The following is a 21,342-nucleotide window of genomic DNA, read 5'->3' on the forward strand; positions in this document are numbered from 1 at the left end:
CCTGCGCATCGAACTGGGTGAAATCCAGTCCCGCCTGACCGACATCGGCGGCGTTCAGGAAGCGGCGGTGCTGGCCCGCGAGGACGTGCCGGGAGACAAGCGTTTGGTCGCTTACTACACCGGCGCCCGACTGGAAATCGATGTACTGCGTGGCCATCTGCTGGAGCACCTGCCGGATTACATGGTGCCGGCGGTGTTCGTGCATCTCGATGCATTGCCGCTGAGTCCGAACGGCAAGCTCGACCGCAAGGCGTTGCCGTTACCGGATCAGGCGTCGGTCATCACTCGCGAATACGAAGCGCCGGTCGGCGAGGTGGAAATCCTGCTGGCCGGACTCTGGGCCGAACTGCTCAACGTGGAGCGGGTAGGGCGCCACGACAACTTTTTTGAACTGGGCGGGCACTCATTGCTGGCGGTCAGTCTGATCGGCCGGTTACGTCAGGAAGGCATGGAAGCCGAGGTCAGGGCGTTGTTCGAACAACCGACCCTGGCCGGATACGCCGCAATTACGGAAAGAATGGAGATCGTCCTGTGAACGTGATCGAACTGTTGGCAACACTTAAAGCGAAAGACATCCAGTTGGCGGTCACCGACGACCAGTTGCGCGTACAAGGCAACAAACAGGCGCTGAGCGATCCGGCGGTGCTGGCGCTGTTGCGCGAGCACAAACCGGCGCTGATCGAGCTGATCAAGGCCGGGCAATATTCAGCGACCAAGAGCGGCCAGGTCGACGTGCCGGCCAATGGCATTGGACCCGGCACCACGCGCATCACACCGGCGATGCTGACCCTGGCCGAACTCGATCAGGCGACCATCGACCGTCTGGTGGACGACGTGCCGGGCGGCGCGGCCAATGTGCAGGACATCTACCCGCTGGCGCCGTTGCAGGAAGGCATTCTTTACCACCACGTCAGCGCCGCCCAGGGCGATCCGTACGTGATGCAGGCGCATTTCGCCTTTGCCGATCGCGGGCGTTTGAACGCGTTCGTTGAGGCTTTGCAGGCTGTGATCAATCGCCATGACATCCTCCGTACGGCAGTGGTCTGGGAGGGACTGGATACGCCGCAGCAAGTGGTCTGGCGTGACGCCGAATTGCCGGTGGAAGAGATCGATGCCGAAGGCGATGCGCTGGCGTATTTGCACGAGCGTTTCGATGCCCGGGAATTTCGCATGGATGTAACCCGGGCGCCGATGATGGGCCTGGCCCATGCCTGGGACGAAGCCGGGCAGCGGGTGGTCGCGACTTTGCTGTTTCACCACATGGCGCTGGATCACTCGGCGCTCGACGTGGTGCGTCATGAGATGCGTGCGTTTCTCACGGGGCAGGGCCATCTGCTGGGGCGGCCGGTCGCGTTTCGTGACTATGTGGCGCAGGCACGGCTGGGTGTCAGCGAAACCGAGCACGAATCGTTCTTCCGCGACATGCTCGGTGACATCGACGAGCCGACTCTGCCATTCGGCCTGCAGGATGTGCAGGGCGACGGGCACGGCATCACCGAACTGAGCGTGCCGGTCGAACCGGCCTTGGGCCAACGCCTGCGGGGGCAGGCACGGCAGCTCGGGGTCAGCGCGGCCAGTCTGTTCCACCTGGCCTGGGCGCAAGTGCTGGCCTCGCTTGCCGGCAAGCAACACGTAGTGTTCGGCACGGTGCTAATGGGCCGTCTGCAAGGTGCCGAGGCTACCGACCGGGCGCTGGGCATTTTCATCAACACCTTGCCGGTGCGAGTAGACGTCGATGCTCAGAGCGTGCGCAGCGCCGTGCAGGCGACCCACGCACGCCTGACCACCTTGATGCGCCATGAACACGCGCCGCTGGCGCTGGCCCAGCGCTGCAGCAGTGTGGCTGCGCCGACGCCGCTGTTCAGCGCCTTGCTCAATTACCGCCACAGCCATGGCGCCGCGTCGGCCAGCGCACAAAACCTGTCGGCATGGGAAGGCATCACTACCCTGCACTCGGAAGAACGCACCAACTATCCGCTGACCCTGAGTATCGACGACCTGGGCGACGCCTTCAGCCTGACCCTGCTCGCCACCACTGAAGTCGACCCGCAACGGGTTTGCGATTACATGCTCGGCGCCCTGAACGGTCTGGTGTCCGCACTGGAACAGGCGCCGGATTCCCCGGTCAGCCAGGTGCCGATCCTCCCGGACGCGGAGCGCGAGCAGATCCTGCGCGGCTTCAACGCCACCCGGGCCGACTATCCGCAAGGGTTGACGATTCATCAGCGTTTCGAAGCGCAAGTCATTGAACGGCCGGAAGCGGTGGCGGCGGTGTTCCTCGGTGAGCAAGTGACCTACGCCGAGCTGAACCTGCATGCCAACGCCCTGGCCCATCATCTGATCAGCCTGGGCGTGCGCCCCGATGATCGCGTGGCCATCGTCGCCCGCCGCGGGCTGGATACACTGGCGGGGCTGCTGGCGATTCTCAAGGCCGGGGCCGGTTATGTGCCGGTTGACCCGGCGCATCCGCCCGAACGCCTGGGCTACCTGCTCAGCGACAGTGCCCCGGCGGTGGTACTGACCCAGAGCGATCTGCGTGACCGGTTGCCGACGCTGGACGCCCCGGTGATCGACCTCGACCGCCGCACCTGGCCACTGAGCCTGGCCCTCGATCCGCAGGTGCCGGGCCTGACCGCCGGGCATCTGGCCTACGTGATCTACACCTCGGGCTCGACCGGTCTGCCCAAGGGCGTGATGGTCGAACACCGTACCTTGTCGAACCTCGTCGACTGGCATTGCAGCGCGTTCGACCTGTGCGCCGGTCGTCACACTTCAAGCCTTGCCGGCTTCGGCTTCGACGCCATGGCCTGGGAAGTCTGGCCCGCCCTGTGTGCCGGTGCGACGTTGCACCTGGCCCCGACCCGCGACGGCAACGAAGACATCGATGCCTTGCTCGACTGGTGGCGCGCGCAGCCGTTGGACGTGAGCTTCTTGCCAACGCCGGTAGCCGAATACGCCTTCAGTCAAAACCTCGAACACCCGACCTTGCGCACACTGTTGATCGGCGGGGATCGCTTGCGGCAGTTCAGCCGTCACCGGCATTTCGATGTGATCAACAACTACGGCCCGACCGAAACCACGGTGGTGGCGACCTCGGGTAAGGTCGAAGCCGGGCAGGCGCTGCATATCGGCCGGCCGGTGAGCAATGCCACGGTGTATCTGCTGGATGAGCAGCAACGTCCGGTGCCCATCGGCGTGGCGGGGGAGTTGTATGTCGGTGGCGCCGGGGTTGCCCGGGGTTATCTGAATCGTCCGGACCTGACGGCCGAACGCTTTCTCGACGATCCGTTCAACAGCGGGCGCATGTACCGCACCGGTGACCTGGCGCGCTGGCAGGACGACGGCACCCTCGAGTACCTGGGACGCAACGACGATCAGGTGAAGATTCGCGGGGTGCGCATCGAACTGGGCGAGATTGAAACCCGTCTCAACCAGCTCCCCGGCATTCAGGAAGCGGTGTTGCTGGCCCGTGAAGACGAGCCCGGCCAGCCGCGCCTCGTCGCCTATTACACCGAACAGGCTCAGGTCGAACCGCAACCGGTGGCCAAGCTGCGCGCCTGCCTGCTGGCGCAATTGCCCGAGTACATGGTGCCAACGGCGTTCGTGCGGCTGGACGCGTTGCCACTGACCGCCAACGGCAAGGTCGACCGCAAGGCCTTGCCGGCGCCGGATCGCGCGGCGTTGTTCACTCGTCATTACGAGGCACCGCACGGCGAGCTGGAAATCGCGTTGGCGCGGATCTGGGGCGAAGTGCTGCAGGTCGGGCAGGTCGGACGCCGGGATCACTTTTTTGAGCTGGGTGGCCACTCGTTGTTGGCGATGCGCATGGTGTCCCAGGTTCGCCAACGTCTGGGCGTCGAACTGGCCCTGAGCGACTTGTTTGCCAATGCCGAACTGGCAGCGGTCGCCGAAGTGCTGGCCCAGGCCGGACGCAGCTCGCAGCCGGCCATGTTGCCGGTGCCACGGGACGGCGCGCTGCCGCTGTCGTTCGCCCAGCAGCGGCTGTGGTTTCTGGCGCGGATGGAAGGGGTCAACACCGCCTACAACATCCCGCTGGGCCTGCGCTTGCGCGGTCATCTCGACGAGGCGGCGCTGCAACGGTCACTGGCGCGGATCATCGACCGCCACGAAACCCTGCGCAGCCGTTTTGTCCCGCACGCCGATGACGTGCAGGTGATGATTGCGCCGGTCGACAGCGGCCTGCTGCTGCGGGTCGAGGATCTGCGTCAGCATCCACACGCCGACGACGCCATGCAGGCGTTGATCCGTGAACAGGCCTCGACCCCGTTCGACTTGCAGAACGATCCGTTGATTCGCGGATGTCTGGTGCGGCTGGCCGACGATCACCATGTGTTGCTGTTGACCCTGCACCACATCATTTCCGACGGCTGGTCGATGGGCGTGCTGACCCGCGAGCTGATGGCGCTGTATCAAGCGTTCAGCCAGGGGAGGCCGATCCTCTGCCGCCACTGGCGCTGCAATATGCCGACTACGCGATCTGGCAGCGCCGCTGGTTGAGCGGCGAAGTGCTGCAGCAACAGAGCGATTACTGGCAGCAAACCCTGGCCGGGGCCCCGACCTTGCTGGTGCTGCCGACCGACCGTCCGCGTCCGGCGCAGCAGGATTACACCGGCAGCAGCGTCGAGTTTCGGTTGGACGAGCCACTGAGCGCCGGCCTCAAGGTACTCAGCCAGCGCCATGGCGTGACGATGTACATGACGATGGTGAGCGCCTGGGCCCTGTTGCTCAGTCGCTTGTCCGGCCAGTCAGACGTTGTGATCGGCTCGCCGGTTGCCAACCGTGGTCGTGCGGAAATCGAAGGGCTGATCGGCTTGTTCATCAATACCCTGGCCCTGCGCATCGACACCTCCGGCGGGCTCAGCGTCGAGGCGCTGCTGGCCCGGGTCAAAACGCTGACATTGCAGGCCCAGGCCCATCAGGACCTGCCGTTCGAGCAGGTGGTGGAAGTCACCCGGCCGGCGCGCAGCCTGTCCCACAGTCCGTTGTTCCAGACCACCCTGAGCTGGGAAAGCAGCTCAGGGCCGGCGCTGGAACTGGGGGAGATGGCGCTGGAAAACGTGGCCGGTCCGACCCGCTTCGCCAAGTTCGACCTGTCGCTGACGTTGGGCGAAACCCGCGATGGCATTCGCGGCGTGCTGGAATACGCCACGGCGTTGTTCGATGAGTCGACGATCCAGCGTTATGTCGGCTACTTCGAGCAGTTGCTGCACGCGATGGTCGCCAACGATCAGGCGCAGCTGGAACAGCTCGAGATGGTTCAGGCTCACGAGCGTGAACAGTTGCTGGTTGCGTTCAATGACACCCATGCGGAGTTTGTGTCGGGGCTGACCATTGCGCAGCGATTCGAGGCGCAAGTTGTCGAGCGGCCCGAAGCGGTCGCGGCGGTCTGTCAGGGGCAGGCGTTGACCTTTGCCGAGCTGAACCGGCAGGCCAACACCTTGGCTCATCACCTGATCGGGCTGGGCGTTCGTCCTGACGATCGCGTGGCTATCGTTGCCCGACGCGGGCTGGATACGCTGGTGGGGCTGGTGGCCATTCTCAAGGCCGGCGCCGGTTATGTGCCGGTGGATCCGGCGCACCCGGCGGAGCGTTTGAACTATCTGCTGAGCGACAGCGCCCCGGTGGCGGTGCTGTGCCTGAGTGATTTGCGTGAACGACTGCCGGCGCTGGACGTGCCGGTGATCGACCTCGATTTGCAGGCCTGGCCGGACACCGAGACCGGCAATCCGCAGGTGCCGGACCTGACTGTCGAACACCTGGCCTACGTGATCTACACCTCGGGCTCCACCGGCCTGCCCAAGGGCGTGATGGTCGAGCACCACACCTTGAGCAACCTCGTCGACTGGCACTGCAAAGCTTTCGATCTGTGCGCCGGACGCCACACGTCGAGCCTCGCCGGATTCGGTTTCGACGCCATGGCCTGGGAAGTCTGGCCGGCTCTGTGCGCCGGCGCGACCCTGCATCTGGCGCCGGCCCGCGACGGCAGCGAAGACGTGGACGCGTTGCTCGACTGGTGGCGCGCGCAACCGCTGGACGTGAGCTTCCTGCCGACACCGGTGGCCGAATACGCGTTCAGCCAGAACCTCGAACACCCGACCCTGCGCACACTGCTGATTGGCGGCGACCGTCTGCGTCAGTTCAACCGTCAGCAGTCCTTCGATGTGGTCAACAACTACGGCCCGACCGAGGCGACGGTGGTTGCAACGTCGGGCATTGTCGAGGCGGGACAGGCGCTGCACATCGGCAAACCGATCGCCAACGCGACGGTGTACCTGCTCGATGAACAGCAGCGTCCGGTGCCGGTTGGCGTGGCTGGAGAACTGTATGTGGGTGGCGCCGGTGTGGCTCGGGGTTATCTCAATCGATCTGATCTGACCGAAGAACGCTTCCTGCGCGACCCGTTCAATCACGGGCGCATGTACCGCACCGGCGACCTGGCGCGCTGGCGCGCCGACGGTTCCATCGAGTACCTGGGGCGCAACGACGATCAGGTGAAAATCCGTGGCGTGCGGGTCGAGCTGGGGGAAATTGAAACTCGCCTGAATCAGTTGCCCGGCATCCAGGAAGCGGTGCTGGTGGCCCGCGAAGACGAACCCGGGCAGGTGCGACTGGTGGCGTATTTCACTGAACACGGGCAGGGCGAAGCGCTGGCGGTGTCCGACCTGAGGGCGCATCTGCTCGGTCAACTGCCGGAATACATGGTGCCGGCGGCCTTCGTCAGACTCGACGCGCTGCCGCTGACCGCCAACGGCAAAGTCGATCGCAAGGCCTTGCCGGTGCCGGATCGCAGTGCCTTGTTCACCCGCGACTATCAGGCGCCGCAAGGTGAACTGGAAACTGCCCTGGCGCAGATCTGGGCCGAGGTGCTGCAGGTCGAGCAGGTCGGGCGTCAGGATCATTTCTTTGAACTGGGCGGCCACTCGTTGCTGGCGATGCGCATGCTGTCTCAGGTTCGCCAGCGGCTGGGGGTGGAACTGACCCTCGCCGAGTTGTTCGCCAATGCCGAACTCGCCGCTGTCGCCGAGGTGCTGGCCCAGGCCGGACGCTGCACGCAACCGGCGATCATGCCGGCGCCGCGTGACGGCACGCTGCCGTTGTCGTTTGCCCAGCAACGGTTGTGGTTCATGGCGCAACTGGAAGGGGCGAACACTGCCTACAACATTCCCCTCGGCCTGCGCTTGCGCGGTCGCCTCGACGAAGCGGCCCTGCAACGGGCATTGGCGCGGATCGTCGAGCGTCACGAAACCCTGCGCAGCCGCTTCGCCCAGTTCAACGATGAAGCCCAGGTGCTGATCGCGCCCCTCGACAGCGGAGTGCTGCTGCGGGTCGAAGACTTACGCCGGCACCCGCAGGCCGACGACGCCTTGCTCGCGCTGATTCAGGGTGAAGCCTCGGGGCCGTTCGATTTGCAGGACGATCCGCTGATTCGCGGGCGTCTGGTGCGACTGGCCGATGATCATCATGTGTTGCTGCTGACCCTGCACCACATCGTCTCCGATGGCTGGTCGATGGGTGTGCTGACCCGCGAACTGATGGCGCTGTACCAGGCGTTCAGCCACGGCGAGGGCGATCCGCTGCCGCCGCTGGCGTTGCAGTACAGCGACTACGCCGTGTGGCAGCGCCGCTGGTTGAGCGGCGAAGTCTTGCAGCGACAGAGCGACTACTGGCAACAGACCCTGGCCGGTGCGCCGGCACTGTTGATGCTGCCGACCGACCGCCCACGTCCGGCCTTGCAGGATTACGCCGGCAGCAGTGTCGACATCCGGCTGGACGAGCACTTGAGCGCCGGTCTCAAGGCGCTGTGCCAACGCCACGGCGTGACGCCGTACATGGCGGTGATGAGTGCCTGGGCGATGTTGCTCGGTCGCTTGTCCGGGCAGTCGGACGTGGTGATCGGCTCGCCGGTCGCCAACCGTAACCGGGCGGAAATCGAAGGGTTGATCGGACTGTTCGTCAACACGCTTGCCGTGCGCATCGATACTTCGGGCGCGCTCACCGTCGAGGCGTTGCTGGCCCGGGTCAAGGCCCGCACCCTTGAGGCGCAGGCCCATCAGGATCTGCCGTTCGAACAAGTGGTGGAAATCACCCGGCCGGTGCGCAGCCTGTCCCACAGTCCGTTGTTCCAGACGCTGTTGAGTTGGGACAGCGGCAGCGGTGCGACCCTGGCTCTTGGTGATCTGACACTGGAAGGCGTAGCCGAGCCGAGTCACTTCGCCAAGTTCGATCTGTCGTTGACGTTGGGCGAGGCCCAGGGCGTGATCCGGGGCTCACTGGAATACGCCACGGCGCTGTTCGATGAATCGACGATCCAGCGTTACGCCGGTTACTTGCAGCAATTGCTGCAGGCCATGGTCAGCAATGATCAGGCATTGCTGGAGCAGGTCGATGTGCTGGCAGAGGATGAACGCCGGCATTTGCTGCACGGCTTCAATGCCACTGACGTTGATTACAACCTTCAGCAAAGCATTCACGGTCTGTTCGAGGCGCAGGTGTTGCGCACGCCGCAGGCTGTGGCGGTGCTTTCCGACGAGCAGCAACTGAGTTATGCCGAGCTGAATCAGCGGGCCAACCGTCTGGCGCATCACTTGCGTGGCTTGGGCGTTGGCCCGGATGCGCGGGTGGCGATCTGCGTCGAGCGCGGGCTGGAGATGGTGGTCGGGCTGCTGGCGATTCTGAAGGCCGGCGGCGGTTATGTGCCGCTGGATCCGGCGTATCCGCTGGAGCGGCTGGCCTACATGCTGGAAGACAGCGCGCCTTCGGCGGTGCTGGTGCAAGGCTCGACCCGCTCGTTGCTGGGTGAGGTGGCGGTGCCGGTGGTCGATCTGGATCACGACACCTGGCAATCGTTGTCGGCGGATAACCTTTACGTCGATGGGCTGACTCCGCAACACACGGCTTACGTGATCTACACCTCGGGTTCGACCGGTCAGCCGAAAGGCGTGATCAACGAGCACAGTGGTGTAGTCAACCGCTTGCTTTGGATGCAGGACGCCTATTGCCTGACGGCTGAAGATTCAGTGCTGCAAAAGACGCCGTTCAGCTTCGACGTCTCGGTGTGGGAGTTCTTCTGGCCGTTGATGACCGGCGCCCGACTGGTGATGGCCCGTCCGGGCGGGCACAAGGATCCGCTCTATCTGAGCGAAGTGATCGAGCGCGAACACATCACCACGCTGCACTTTGTACCGTCGATGCTCGACGTGTTCCTCGCCCATGGCGATAGCGCACGTTGCCACGGTTTGCGCCAGGTGATGTGCAGCGGCGAAGCGCTGCCGGGCAGTCTGGTGCGGCGCTTCAAGCAGCAATTGCCGGGCTCTGGATTGCACAACCTCTACGGCCCGACCGAAGCGGCGGTGGACGTTACCGCGTGGGATTGCTCTGGTCCGCTGGAGCAAACCCCGGACAACACGCCAATCGGCAAACCGATCGCCAACACGCGGATGTACATCCTCGATGCCCAGCAACAACCGGTGCCGCAAGGCGTGGTCGGCGAGCTTTACATCGGCGGCGTGCAGGTGGCGCGCGGTTACCTGAACCGTCCTGAACTCAGCGCCGAGCGTTTCCTTCAGGATCCATTCCAGCCAAACGGCCGCCTGTACCGCACCGGCGACGTCGCCCGTTATCTGGCCGACGGCAACATCGAATACCTGGGCCGCAACGACGATCAGGTGAAGATCCGTGGCCTGCGCATCGAACTGGGTGAAATCCAGTCACGCCTGACTGACATCGGCGGCGTGCAGGAAGCCGCGGTGCTGGCCCGTGAAGACGTGCCGGGAGACAAGCGTTTGGTCGCTTACTACACCGGCTCCCGGCTGGAAATCGACGTGCTGCGCGGTCACCTGCTTGAGCATCTGCCGGATTACATGGTGCCGGCGGTGTTCGTGCACCTCGATGCGCTGCCGCTGAGTCCCAACGGTAAGCTCGACCGCAAGGCTCTGCCGGTGCCGGATCAGGCCTCGGTCATCACTCGCGAATACGAAGCCCCGGTCGGCGAGGTGGAAATCCTGCTGGCCGGACTCTGGGCCGAACTGCTCAACGTGGAGCGGGTAGGGCGCCACGACAACTTCTTCGAGCTGGGCGGACATTCGCTGATGGCGGTCAACCTGGTGGCGCGGATGCGCCATGTCGGGCTGACGGCCGATGTGCGTGTGCTGTTCAGCCAGCCGACGCTTGCCGCTCTAGCCGCTGCGGTCGGCGATGAGACGGAGGCCGAAATCCCGGCCAGCCGGATTGCACCGGACTGCAAACACATCACCCCTGACATGCTGCCACTGGTTGCACTGGATCAGCCTGCCATTGACCGCATCGTCGCCAGCATTCCCGGTGGCGCCGCGAACGTGCAGGACATTTACCCGCTGGCGCCGTTGCAGGCCGGCATCCTGTTCCATCACTTGTCGGCACCTCAGGGCGATCCGTATGTGTTGCAGGCGCAGTTCGCGTTTGCCGATGAATCCCGTCTGCGGGTGTTCGCCGAAGCCTTGCAGGCCGTGATCGAACGCCATGACATCCTGCGTACGTCGCTGTTCTGGGACGGCCTGGAAGAACCGGTGCAAGTGGTCTGGCGTCAGGCGTCGTTGGTGTGTGAAACGGTGGAGCTGGACGAGAGTGAAACGGATGCATTGAGCCAGTTGCGCAACCGGTTCGATACCCGCCACTACCGCATGGCCGTCACTCAGGCGCCACTGATGCGCGTGGTGCACAGCTGGGACGCGGTCAATCGGCGTGTGGTGGCGCTGCTGCTGTTCCATCACCTGATCATGGACCACATTGCGCTGGAGGTGCTGCGCCACGAGATGCAGTCGGTCCTGCTCGGCCAGGTGCGGCAGCTGGCCGAACCGGTGCCGTATCGCACCTATGTCGCCCGCACTCGCTCGGGGCTCAGCGAGGAGGAACATGAGACGTTCTTCCGCGACATGCTCGGCGATATCGACGAACCGACCCTGCCGTATGGCCAGGGCACTGTCGCGGATGGCGGCAACGGGCATGCGCAGCGGCTGTTGAGCACCGCGCTGAGCCAGCGGGTCAGGGCCAAGGCCAGGCGTCTGGGCATCAGCGCTGCCAGCCTGATGCACCTGGCCTGGGCCAGCGTGCTGGGGCAACTGTCGGGGCGTGAAAACGTGGTGTTCGGCACCGTGATGCTCGGCCGCTTGCACGGTGGTGAAGGTGCCGAGCGGGCGCTGGGCGTGTTCATCAACACCTTACCGCTGCGCATCGATCTGGACGGGCAATCGGTGAAAGAAGCCGCGCTGGCGACCCATCAGCGCTTGAACCGCCTGCTGCATCACGAACACGCGCCGCTGGCGCTGGTGCAACGCTGCAGCGCCATGGCGCCGGGGGTGCCGCTGTTCAATGCCTTGTTCAATTACCGTCACAGTGGCGGCGGGGGCACGCCGTCCGACGACGTCGTGGCGGCATGGCAGGGCATGCAGTTGCTCGATGCCGAAGAACACAGCAACTACCGCCTGAGCCTGAGCGTCGATGATCTGGGCGAAGACTTCAGCCTGACCGCGTTGACCATGGCCGGGATCGACGCCGGGCGGATCTGCGACTACATGGATCTTGCGGTCGAGAGCTTGTTGCAGGCGCTGGAGCGGACGCCGCAACTGGGCATCGATCAGTTGTCGATCTTGCCGCGGGATGAGCGCCGGCAATTGCTGGTCGAGTTCAACGCCACTCAACGGGATTACCCGGCGACGTTGACGGTTCATCGTCTGTTCGAACAGCAGGTGATGAAGCACTCGCAAGCGGTGGCGGCGGTGCATGGCCGCGCGGCGTTGACTTATGAAGCGTTGAATCAACGGGCCAATCGCCTGGCCCATTACCTGAACGGGCAGGGCGTGCAACCGGGCGACCACGTGGCGATCCTGCTGCCTCGTTCGCTGGATCTGCTGGTCGCGCAACTGGCCATCGGTAAATGCGCGGCGGCTTATGTGCCGCTGGACATCAATGCGCCGGCTGAACGTCAGGCGTTCATGGTTGAGGATTGCAGGGCGAAAGCGCTGCTGACCTTGAGCACTGAAACGGCTGATTACGCTGTGCGCCGGATTGATCTGGATTTGCTGTCGTTGGACACACAACCGGTTCACAACCCGGATTTGCCGCAGTCTTCCGAGTCCCTGGCCTGCATCATGTACACCTCCGGTTCCACCGGCACACCGAAGGGTGTGATGGTGCCGCACCGGGCGATTGGCCGGTTGGTGATCAACAACGGCTATGCGGATTTCAACCCGCAGGATCGCGTGGCATTCGCTTCCAACCCGGCGTTCGACGCCAGCACGATGGATGTCTGGGGGCCGTTGCTCAATGGTGGTCGAGTGGTAGTCATCGATCACACGACCTTGCTTGATCCGCAAGCCTTCGGACAAGAATTGGCAGCTTCGGGTGCCACGATCCTGTTCGTCACCACCGCGCTGTTCAACCAGTACGTGCAGTTGATCCCCGAGGCACTGAAAGGCCTGCGCATGGTGTTGTGCGGTGGCGAACGCGCCGATCCAGCGGCCTTCCGCCGCTTGCTGGCCGAGGCGCCAAACCTGCGCATCGTCCACTGCTACGGCCCGACCGAAACCACCACCTATGCCACGACGTTCGAAGTGCGCGAAGTGGCAGAAGATGCCGACAGCGTGCCGATTGGCGGCCCGATCTCCAACACCCAGATCTACGTACTCGACGCCCGTCAGCAACCGGTGCCGATGGGTGTAACCGGCGAGCTGTACATCGGCGGCCAGGGCGTGGCGCTGGGCTATTTGAATCGCCCGGACCTGACCGCCGAGAAATTCCTGCAAGACCCGTTCGGCGATCAACCGGGTGCGTTGCTTTACCGCACCGGCGACCTCGCACGCTGGCTGGCACCGGGGCAACTGGAATGCATCGGACGCAACGACGATCAGGTAAAGATTCGTGGTTTCCGCATCGAACTGGGAGAAATCGAAAACCGCCTGCTGAACTGCGAAGGGGTCAAGGAGGCCATCGTGCTGGCCCGTCAGGACGGCCAGGAACCGCTGCGTCTGGTGGCGTATTTCACCGCCGAAGAGGGCGTGGACAGCGCTACTTTACGCAGCCAATTGCAGTCGCGTCTGCCGGAGTACATGGTGCCCTCGGCTTGGGTGCAACTCGACGCCTTGCCGCTGAACAACAACGGCAAGGTGGACCGCAAAGCCTTGCCGATCCCGGCGCAGGACGCGCTGCTCAGCCGCGCCTATAAGGCCCCGGCCAATCCGCTGGAAGAGACTTTGGCACAGTTGTGGGCCGAGGTGTTGCAGGTCGAGCAGGTGGGTCGTCACGACAACTTCTTCGAACTGGGCGGGCACTCGTTGCTGGCGATTCGTCTGGTCAACCTGATGCAGCAGAGCGGGCTGGAAGTGACGCTGGCCGAGCTGTTCCAGCACGCCAGCATCGAGTCGCTCGGTACATTGCTCAGCCAGCGTACTGGCGCAGAACAACAGGATGACGGGCTGGTCTTGGTGCGGGCCGGTGGCGCAGGCTCGCCGCTGTTCCTGATGCATGAGTTCAGCGGGATGGACGCGTACTTCCCGGCGCTGGGCCTGCACATCGAGGGTGATTTCCCGATCTACGGCCTGCCGGGCATCCCGTTCGGCCAGGCACCGCTGCGCACCATGGAATGCCTGGCGGCGCGCATGGTGGAGATCATCCGTTCGGTGCAGCCACAGGGGCCGTATCGTCTGGCCGGCTGGTCGTTCGGCGGGGTGCTGGCCTATGAAGTGGCGATGCAGTTGCTCGGTATGGATGAGACGGTGGCGTTCGTTGGCCTGATCGACAGTTTCGTGCCGCGCCTGACCGATCAGGGCAAGGCGCGCTGGAGCGACGAGCATGCGCACAAGCGCCAGTTGCTGCAGCACTGCACGATGTACCGGGCCTCTCTTGGCGACGCGGGGCAAGCCGCCCTGGCGCATCTGGCGCTGTTGCAGACCGAACTGGAACAGATCGACTTCCAGCCACTGTTGCAGCGCTGCCGGGACGAGCAATTGCTGCATCCGGAGATGGCCGCCGCCGCGCCGCAAGACCTCTGGCACTACCTCGACCGCGAGGTCGCCCACGGGCATGCGCTGGCGCATTACCGGATCAATCCGTTGGGCTTGCCGCTTTACCTGTTCCGGGCGCAGGAGCATCCGACGGAGCTGTCTCGTCGTCATCCGACCCTGGGCTGGTCGGATGAAGTGCCGGCCACGCTCCTGCACTGCATCGATGTGCCGGGCGATCACCAGAGCATGATGCAGGCGCCGCATGTGCAGGTGCTTGGTCACGCGCTCGGTCAGGCAGTTCAGGCGTCGGCAGTGATCGAATCCCGGGCGTATCAGCCGCTGTTGACGATCCAGACCGGTCACGCCGGGCATGCGCCGATTTTCTGTGTGCCGGGGGCTGGCGACAGTGTCACAGGGTTCATCCACCTGACCGAGGCGCTGGGGCCGGAGTGGCCGATTTACGGGCTGCAACCCCGTGGCCTCGACGGCGCAACCGTGCCGCACAGCCGGGTCGAAAGTGCGGCCACGTTCTACCTGCGGGCACTTGAGCAGTTGTATCCGCAAGGACCGGTGCACCTGATCGGGCATTCGTTCGGTGGCTGGGTGGCCTACGCCATGGCGGCGCAGTTGCAGGCTGCGGGGCGCGAGGTGGCGTCCCTGACCCTGATCGACAGCGAATCGCCGGGTGGCAACAGCGTCGTGGGCAAGCCGTACACCACGACGGCGGCGTTGCTGCGACTGATCGAGTCGCTGCAATTGTCCAGCGGCAAGTCTTTGGCGATCGATGCACTGGCCTTCGCTGAAGCCGATGACGCTACGCAAATGCGTCTGCTGCATGACGGCTTGGTGCATGCCGGTGTGCTGTCCGAACGCTCGTCAGCTGACGCGATGCAGGGCCCGGTGCGTACCTTCGCCACGGCGCTGCGCACGGTCTATCAGCCGGCGCTGGCCTATACCGGACCGGTGCGTCTGGCGCTGGTGGACGATCCGACACTGGACGCCTCGGGCAACCAGCGCGAACAGGCAGCGATGCTCGAAGGCTGGCAGCGCGAGGCCCGGGATCTGGCGGTGTGGTACGGCCCCGGCAACCACTTCACGATCCTCAAGGCGCCCAACGTCTTCAGTCTCGCGGCGTGGTGGCATGACGGGCTGACGGTGGCGGCGGGTCAAGTGTTGTCCTGATTGAAGTTTTTATCCTGGAACCCGGCCTCTGGCCGGGCTCAACCCTGAACGGAATTGTGGTCATTTATGGAACAGTCGAAGTTGCGCAAAGTCGGTCTGGGAATCGCGTTGACGCTGGTGGCCGGGTTGGTGTTCTACACGGTGCAGGCACCGGCTGAAGCACCGCAATACCTGACCGCCACGGTTGAACGCGGTGACATTGAAAATGCGGTGCTGGCCACCGGATTGCTGGAAGGCATCAAGCAGGTGGACGTCGGTGCCCAGGTCTCGGGGCAGTTGAAGTCGCTGAAGGTCAAGGTCGGCGACAAGGTCAAGAAGGGCCAGTGGCTGGCGGAAATCGACCCGCTGGTGCTGCAGAACACCTTGCGTCAGGCGCAGGTCGACGAGGAAAACCTGCAAGCCCAGCGCCGGGCGACTCAGGCTCAATTGCGCCAGACCAAGGCAATCTACGAGCGCTATCAGAATCTGCAGGAAGACGCGTCGATCTCGCGGCAGGATTTCGAAACCGCGCAATCCAACTACGAGGTGCAACAGGCCAACCTGTTGTCTCTGGACGCGCAGATCAAGAGCGCGCATATCCAGATCGACACGGCCAAGGTCAACCTGGCCTACACGCGGATCGTCGCACCCATCGACGGCGACGTGGTGGGCATCGTCACCCAGGAAGGCCAGACCGTGATCGCCAACCAACTGGCGCCGATCCTGTTGAAACTGGCGGACCTGGACACCATGACCGTCAAGGCTCAGGTGTCGGAGGCGGACGTCATCCACATCGCGCCGGGGCAGGAGGTGTATTTCACCATTCTGGGTGAGGACAAGCGTTACTACGGCAAGTTGCGCGGCACCGAGCCGGCGCCGCAGAACTTCCTCGAAACCCCGCCCGCCGGCACACCGAAGCAGAACACGGCGGTGTTCTACAACGCGCTGTTCGAGGTGCCGAACCCGGATCATCGCCTGCGTATTTCCATGACGGCGCAGGTACGCGTGGTGCTCGACACCGCCAAGTCGGTACTGACGATTCCGGTGGCGGCGCTGGGCCCGCGCAACAACGACGGCAGTTTTCCGGTGCGGGTGCTGGACGCCAAGGGCCAGGCGCAGTCGCGCAATGTGCAGACCGGAATCAACAACAACGTCAAGGTGCAGGTCAATGACGGTCTGGCCGAAGGCGACCGGGTGGTGATCGGTGATCCGGTGGCGAAAGTGGCAGGGGCATGAGCATGACCGAACCTCTGCTGCAACTGAGCGGCATCAGCCGCAGTTTCACCGCTGGCGACCGTGAGTTTCTGGCGCTGAAAAATATCGACCTGACGATCAATGCCGGGGAAATGGTGGCGATCATCGGCGCTTCGGGCTCCGGCAAATCGACCCTGATGAACATCCTCGGCTGCCTCGACTACGCCACGGCCGGCAGCTACAAGATCAACGGCCGGGAAACTCGGGATCTGGACAATCAGGCGCTGGCCGAACTGCGTCGCGACTATTTCGGCTTCATCTTCCAGCGCTATCACTTGCTGCCGCATCTGAGCGCGATGCATAACGTCGAGATGCCGGCGATCTACGCCGGCACGCCAGAGCCGCAGCGCCACGCCCGGGCCCGTGAGCTTTTGGCACGGCTGGGGCTCGAAGGACACCTGACGCATCGCCCCAGCCAGCTCTCCGGCGGTCAGCAGCAGCGGGTGAGTATCGCCCGGGCCTTGATGAACGGTGGCGAAGTGATCCTCGCCGACGAGCCCACCGGCGCCCTCGACACCACCAGCGGCAAGGAGGTGATGCGCATTCTGCTGGAGCTGCACGCCGCCGGGCACACGGTGATCCTGGTGACCCACGACCCCAAGGTCGCGGCCAACGCCGAACGCATCATCGAGGTCAGCGACGGCGAAATCCTCAGCGACCGCCGCAACGAGCGCGACACCACGGCACTGACCAACGAAGACGCCGTGTCGCGTAAATCCGGTGCGGCACGACGTCTGGTGGCCAGCTTCGGCCTGTTCAAGGAAGCGTTCAACATGGCCTGGGTGGCGCTGATCTCGCATCGGATGCGCACTTTGCTGACCATGCTCGGGATCGTTATCGGTATCACCTCGGTGGTATCCATCTCGGCCATCGGCGAAGGGGCCAAGCGCTACGTACTCAAGGACATTCAGGCCATCGGCAGCAACACCATCGATATCTATTCCGGCACCAGTTTCGGCGACAGTCGCTCGGCGGCCATCGAAACCCTGGTGCCGGCGGATGTGACGGCACTCAATCAGCTCTACTACGTTGACAGCGCCACGCCGGTGGTCGGGCGCAACCTGTTGCTGCGCTATCGCAACATCGACCTCGATGCGCAGGTCAACGGCGTCAGCGATCTGTATTTCCAGGTACGCGGAATCAAGATGGAGTCAGGCATCCCGTTCAGTGAAAGCGATGCCCGGCGTCAGGCGCAGGTGGTGGTGATCGATCACAACACCCGCCATCGGTTGTTCGGCGAGGGCGTCGATCCGCTAGGGCAGGTGATCCTGATCGGCAATCTGCCGTGCACCGTGATCGGTGTGGCGGCGGAGAACAAGAACATCTTCTCGTCGAGCAAGTCGCTCAACGTCTGGGTGCCCTATGAAACCGCCGCCGGACGGCTGTTGGGCCAGCGTTATCTGGACAGCATCAGTGTGCGGATCAAGGACGGTCAGCCGAGCAAGGTGGTGGAAGACAATGTCAACAAACTGATGCTGCAGCGCCACGGCACCAAGGACTTCTTCACCAACAACCTCGACAGCGTGATGCAGACCGTTCAGAAAACCAGCCGCTCACTGGCCTTGCTGCTGTCGCTGATTGCGGTGATCTCCCTGGTAGTGGGCGGTATTGGCGTGATGAACATCATGCTGGTGTCGGTCACCGAGCGTACCCGTGAGATCGGCATCCGCATGGCGGTCGGGGCGCGGCAGTCGGACATCCGCCAGCAGTTTCTGGTGGAGGCGGTGATGGTCTGCCTGCTGGGCGGCGCCATCGGTATCTCGCTGAGTTATGCCATCGGCCACCTGTTCTCGCTGTTCATCAAGGAATGGGAAATGGTGTTCTCGCTGACCTCGGTACTGACTGCCGTGATCTGCTCGACCCTGATCGGCATCGTGTTCGGCTTTGTGCCGGCACGCAATGCGTCGCGGCTCGATCCGATCGAGGCGCTGGCCCGGGATTGATGAGGGCACGAAAAAACCGCCGTCCTTTGCAGGAGAGCGGTTTCGGCAGGGGCCGGGGGATTATCAGGCCGCGTTTGACGGACCGCAGGCTGTCGGGCAGTCCTGCGGCGAATACATCCAGCGCATCAGCGAGTGACGTCCGCTGATGCCCAGTTTGATGGCTGCGCGTTTGAGGTAGCTTTCCACGGTATTGACCTTCAGTTTCAACTGTTCGGCCAGTTCAGGCGCGGTGCGCCCAGCCAGCAGGCCGACACACACTTCCATTTCGCGGTTCGACAGGCTCAGCCCCAATTGCTCCACTCGTTCACAAAAGCGCAGGCGCAGGGTTTCCAGGCCCAGCAGGGTGGAATCCGATTGTTCCTGGGATTGCCCCTGAGCGTCAGTGTTCGCCGGTTGCAGGGCGTTGATGTGTTTCTCGACCATCGGCAGCAGTACGGGGGAAATATCCTGCAACAGACTGCGCTCATGAGCGGAGAAGCGTTTTGCCGGGCCGCAACGGTAGACCGAGATCACGTAGCGGTAACCGTCCTTGCGGCGGGTCAGGTGCAATTGCGAGGCGTCGGTGACCGTCGAGGGTTCGGGAGCGGGCAAATCATTGGCACTTGGCAGGGTGCTCAGTTCGGAATACACCGTTTCAGCCGGCAGTGGCGCTTCCTTGATGCATTCGGGTTCGCCGCGCGGTTGCGTGCGTCCGACCGATTCCACGCGCATCTGCCGGATATGCGTGGCGTCCACCGCCAGTTGGGTCAGGATCAGGTCGTGCAGCATCCGTGGGAAATGTCGGCTGCCAGTGCTGGCGATGACCTTGCCAATGTGAGGAAACAGCTGTGAGTTCATGTCGTTCATCCATGAGTTGCAGTGTGGTACTCGTGTTCCTGAACCACCGGAAAACAGCTCCATGCCCGGCGACAGCGAATCAGGAAATTGGATCCTATCCTAGTACAACGTTTCAGCGACGGTTTAATGAAGGCGCTATTAGCTCATAACTGACGGTGAGGAGGATGTCGGGATGACAGGTGTCAGAGAAATGCCTTACAGCTGAACAGGATTAATTTTATAAAAAATCCTACAAATGACAGTGTTTGTGAACAAAAAAAGCCCGTTTCAGCCGAAACCAAAACGGGCTTTTTTTCCGCATCGACAACCGTTACTTCAGGTTGTCAAAGTGGTCTCGCAGGAACTCGTAAAAGCGAAACGCTTGAAACGATCTCCATACGAGGCTCAGCGTACGCAGCAAAAGCTTCATACGTTTTGGCCTCCAGGTCGGGGGCCAGACCTCCAGCGCACTTACCGGACCATGTGTGCCTTCGGACATAAACGTCAGTTCTGTCCATGAGGCGGCCGGTTGTGATCCCTCCGAGCCATCATTCCGGCACGGGCGCAAAACCGTGTCGAAGGGCATGAAACCGTTATGGTTCCAGCCAAACCTTATGGACATACTGACGAGTGAGCGCTGGCATATTAACCTGCCTAGTGGCGGGATTTTGAGGAACATGGATAAAGGTTTTATATGTTTTGTAATTCGTTATTTCTGTCAGCATGTTTTTGGGTGGTTCACGTCCATCAGCATCTTCCTTGTCTTCGTGTAACACGCAAAATAACGTTGCAACGAAGACCAAAGATTAATAGTATTCCGGCACGTCAGTTCTGTCCGTGAGACAAAACAGGCCCCAGCCGCAAACTGAGGCCTACCGAAAAACCGCCCCGCTAAGGCGGTTTTTTTTCGCCCATCGTTTGACCGCCGCCAGCAATCCTACGCGTCGCTCACCAAGGGCATCGCGGCATCCACCAGCTCGATCCAGTGCCTGACCGGCGTGCGTCCCGCGCCGTCGAGGTGGGTCTGGCAGCCGATATTGGCGGTAGCGATGACATCCGGATGACCGCTTTCCAGTGCATTGAGCTTCTGGTCGCGCAGTTGCCGAGCCAGTGCGGGTTGGGTTATCGAATAAGTGCCCGCCGAGCCACAGCACAGATGGGCGTCCGGCACGGTCGTGAGGTTGAAGCCCAGCCGGGTCAGCACCGACTCCACCGCACCTCCGAGTTTCTGTGCGTGTTGCAAGGTACAGGGGCAGTGGAAAGCCAGGCGTTGATCGGCATGGATGCCGAGGGATTCGAGCGGTTCCTCGCGCAGCACTTCCACCAGGTCTTTCGCCAGCGCACTGACGGTTTTCGCCTTCTCGGCATAGGCCGGGTCGGTGCAGAGCAAGTGCCCGTAATCCTTGATGAACGCACCACAACCGCTGGCGGTCTGCACGATCGCTTCGGCGCCTTGCTCGATGGCCGGCCACCAGGCGTCGATGTTCTTGCGGGCCCGTTCAAGTCCTTTGGCCTGGGCATCGAGGTGATAGTCCACGGCGCCGCAGCAGCCGGCATTCAGCGCCGGAGTAATGCTGATCCCCAGTCGATCCAGCACCCTTGCTGCCGCCGTGTTGGTGTTGGGCGACAGACCCGGTTGCACGCAGCCTTCAAGCATCAACATCTGGCGGGCATGCCGGGTAACCGGGTGGCGCCCGGTTGCAGAAGTGCTGCGTGGCAGTTTTGTTTGCAGAGTCTCGGGCAACAGCGCGCGGAAGATCCGGCCAGCACCGAGCAATCCCTTGAACAAAGAAGCATCGGGCGCCACTGCGCGCAAACCTTCGCGCAACAAACGTTCGCCGATGGGCCGCGGTACAGCGGCATCCACCACGGCGCGGCCGATATCGAGCAGGTTGTGGTAATCCACACCCGAGGGGCAGGTGGTTTCGCAATTGCGGCAGGACAGGCAACGATCCAGATGCAGCTGGGTTTTGCGGGTAACCTCGTTGCCTTCCAGCACCTGTTTGATCAGGTAGATGCGACCCCGTGGGCCATCGAGTTCATCGCCGAGTAACTGATAGGTCGGGCACGTCGCGTTACAGAAGCCGCAGTGCACGCAGGTGCGCAGGATGCTTTCGGCTTCTTTGGCGCGGGGGAGTTGTCGGGCCTTTTCGCTGAGAGAGGTTTGCATG

General features: G+C 63.1%; 7 protein-coding genes (1 of these 7 cut by a window edge). 5 read left to right on the plus strand and 2 right to left on the minus strand.

Annotated elements, in window-relative coordinates; genetic code table 11:
* From R1A29_RS10770 to R1A29_RS10790, 5 genes are all read left to right on the plus strand, one after another.
* Window positions 1-535, plus strand: the end of a protein-coding gene (locus tag R1A29_RS10770) for an amino acid adenylation domain-containing protein (RefSeq protein ID WP_438301429.1). Its footprint begins 13,862 nt before the window's first position; the window shows 535 of its 14,397 coding nt (coding positions 13,863-14,397); its start codon lies beyond the left edge, outside the window; its stop codon occupies window positions 533-535.
* Complete coding sequence (locus R1A29_RS10775) at window positions 532-4,518, plus strand: amino acid adenylation domain-containing protein (RefSeq protein WP_438301430.1); 3,987 nt, start codon at window positions 532-534, stop codon at window positions 4,516-4,518. Before R1A29_RS10770 ends, R1A29_RS10775 begins: the two co-directional genes overlap by 4 nt.
* Window positions 4,515-15,179, plus strand: coding sequence for an amino acid adenylation domain-containing protein (locus tag R1A29_RS10780; protein WP_438301431.1), 10,665 nt, complete (start codon window positions 4,515-4,517; stop codon window positions 15,177-15,179). Before R1A29_RS10775 ends, R1A29_RS10780 begins: the two co-directional genes overlap by 4 nt.
* A gap of 66 nt (window positions 15,180-15,245) precedes the next feature.
* Window positions 15,246-16,394 (plus strand): macrolide transporter subunit MacA, encoded by a 1,149-nt coding sequence (gene macA / locus R1A29_RS10785; protein WP_119426608.1) that lies wholly within the window; start codon window positions 15,246-15,248, stop codon window positions 16,392-16,394.
* A gap of 2 nt (window positions 16,395-16,396) precedes the next feature.
* Window positions 16,397-18,355: a MacB family efflux pump subunit gene (locus R1A29_RS10790; RefSeq protein WP_432219296.1), complete on the plus strand. Its 1,959-nt coding sequence runs from the start codon at window positions 16,397-16,399 to the stop codon at window positions 18,353-18,355.
* A gap of 63 nt (window positions 18,356-18,418) precedes the next feature.
* Here the strand turns inward: R1A29_RS10790 and R1A29_RS10795 are convergent, their stop codons facing one another.
* Together R1A29_RS10795 and glcF are read right to left on the minus strand one after the other, a co-directional pair.
* Complete coding sequence (locus R1A29_RS10795; protein ID WP_438301432.1) at window positions 18,419-18,778, minus strand: helix-turn-helix transcriptional regulator; 360 nt, start codon at window positions 18,776-18,778, stop codon at window positions 18,419-18,421.
* 1,330 nt (window positions 18,779-20,108) lie between these two features.
* Window positions 20,109-21,341: a glycolate oxidase subunit GlcF gene (gene glcF / locus R1A29_RS10800; RefSeq protein ID WP_438301433.1), complete on the minus strand. Its 1,233-nt coding sequence runs from the start codon at window positions 21,339-21,341 to the stop codon at window positions 20,109-20,111.
* Window position 21,342: the final 1 nt, after the last annotated feature.

This window comes from Pseudomonas sp. NMS19W (assembly GCF_051554255.1).
GTDB classification, from domain to species: Bacteria; Pseudomonadota; Gammaproteobacteria; order Pseudomonadales; family Pseudomonadaceae; genus Aquipseudomonas; species Aquipseudomonas kribbensis.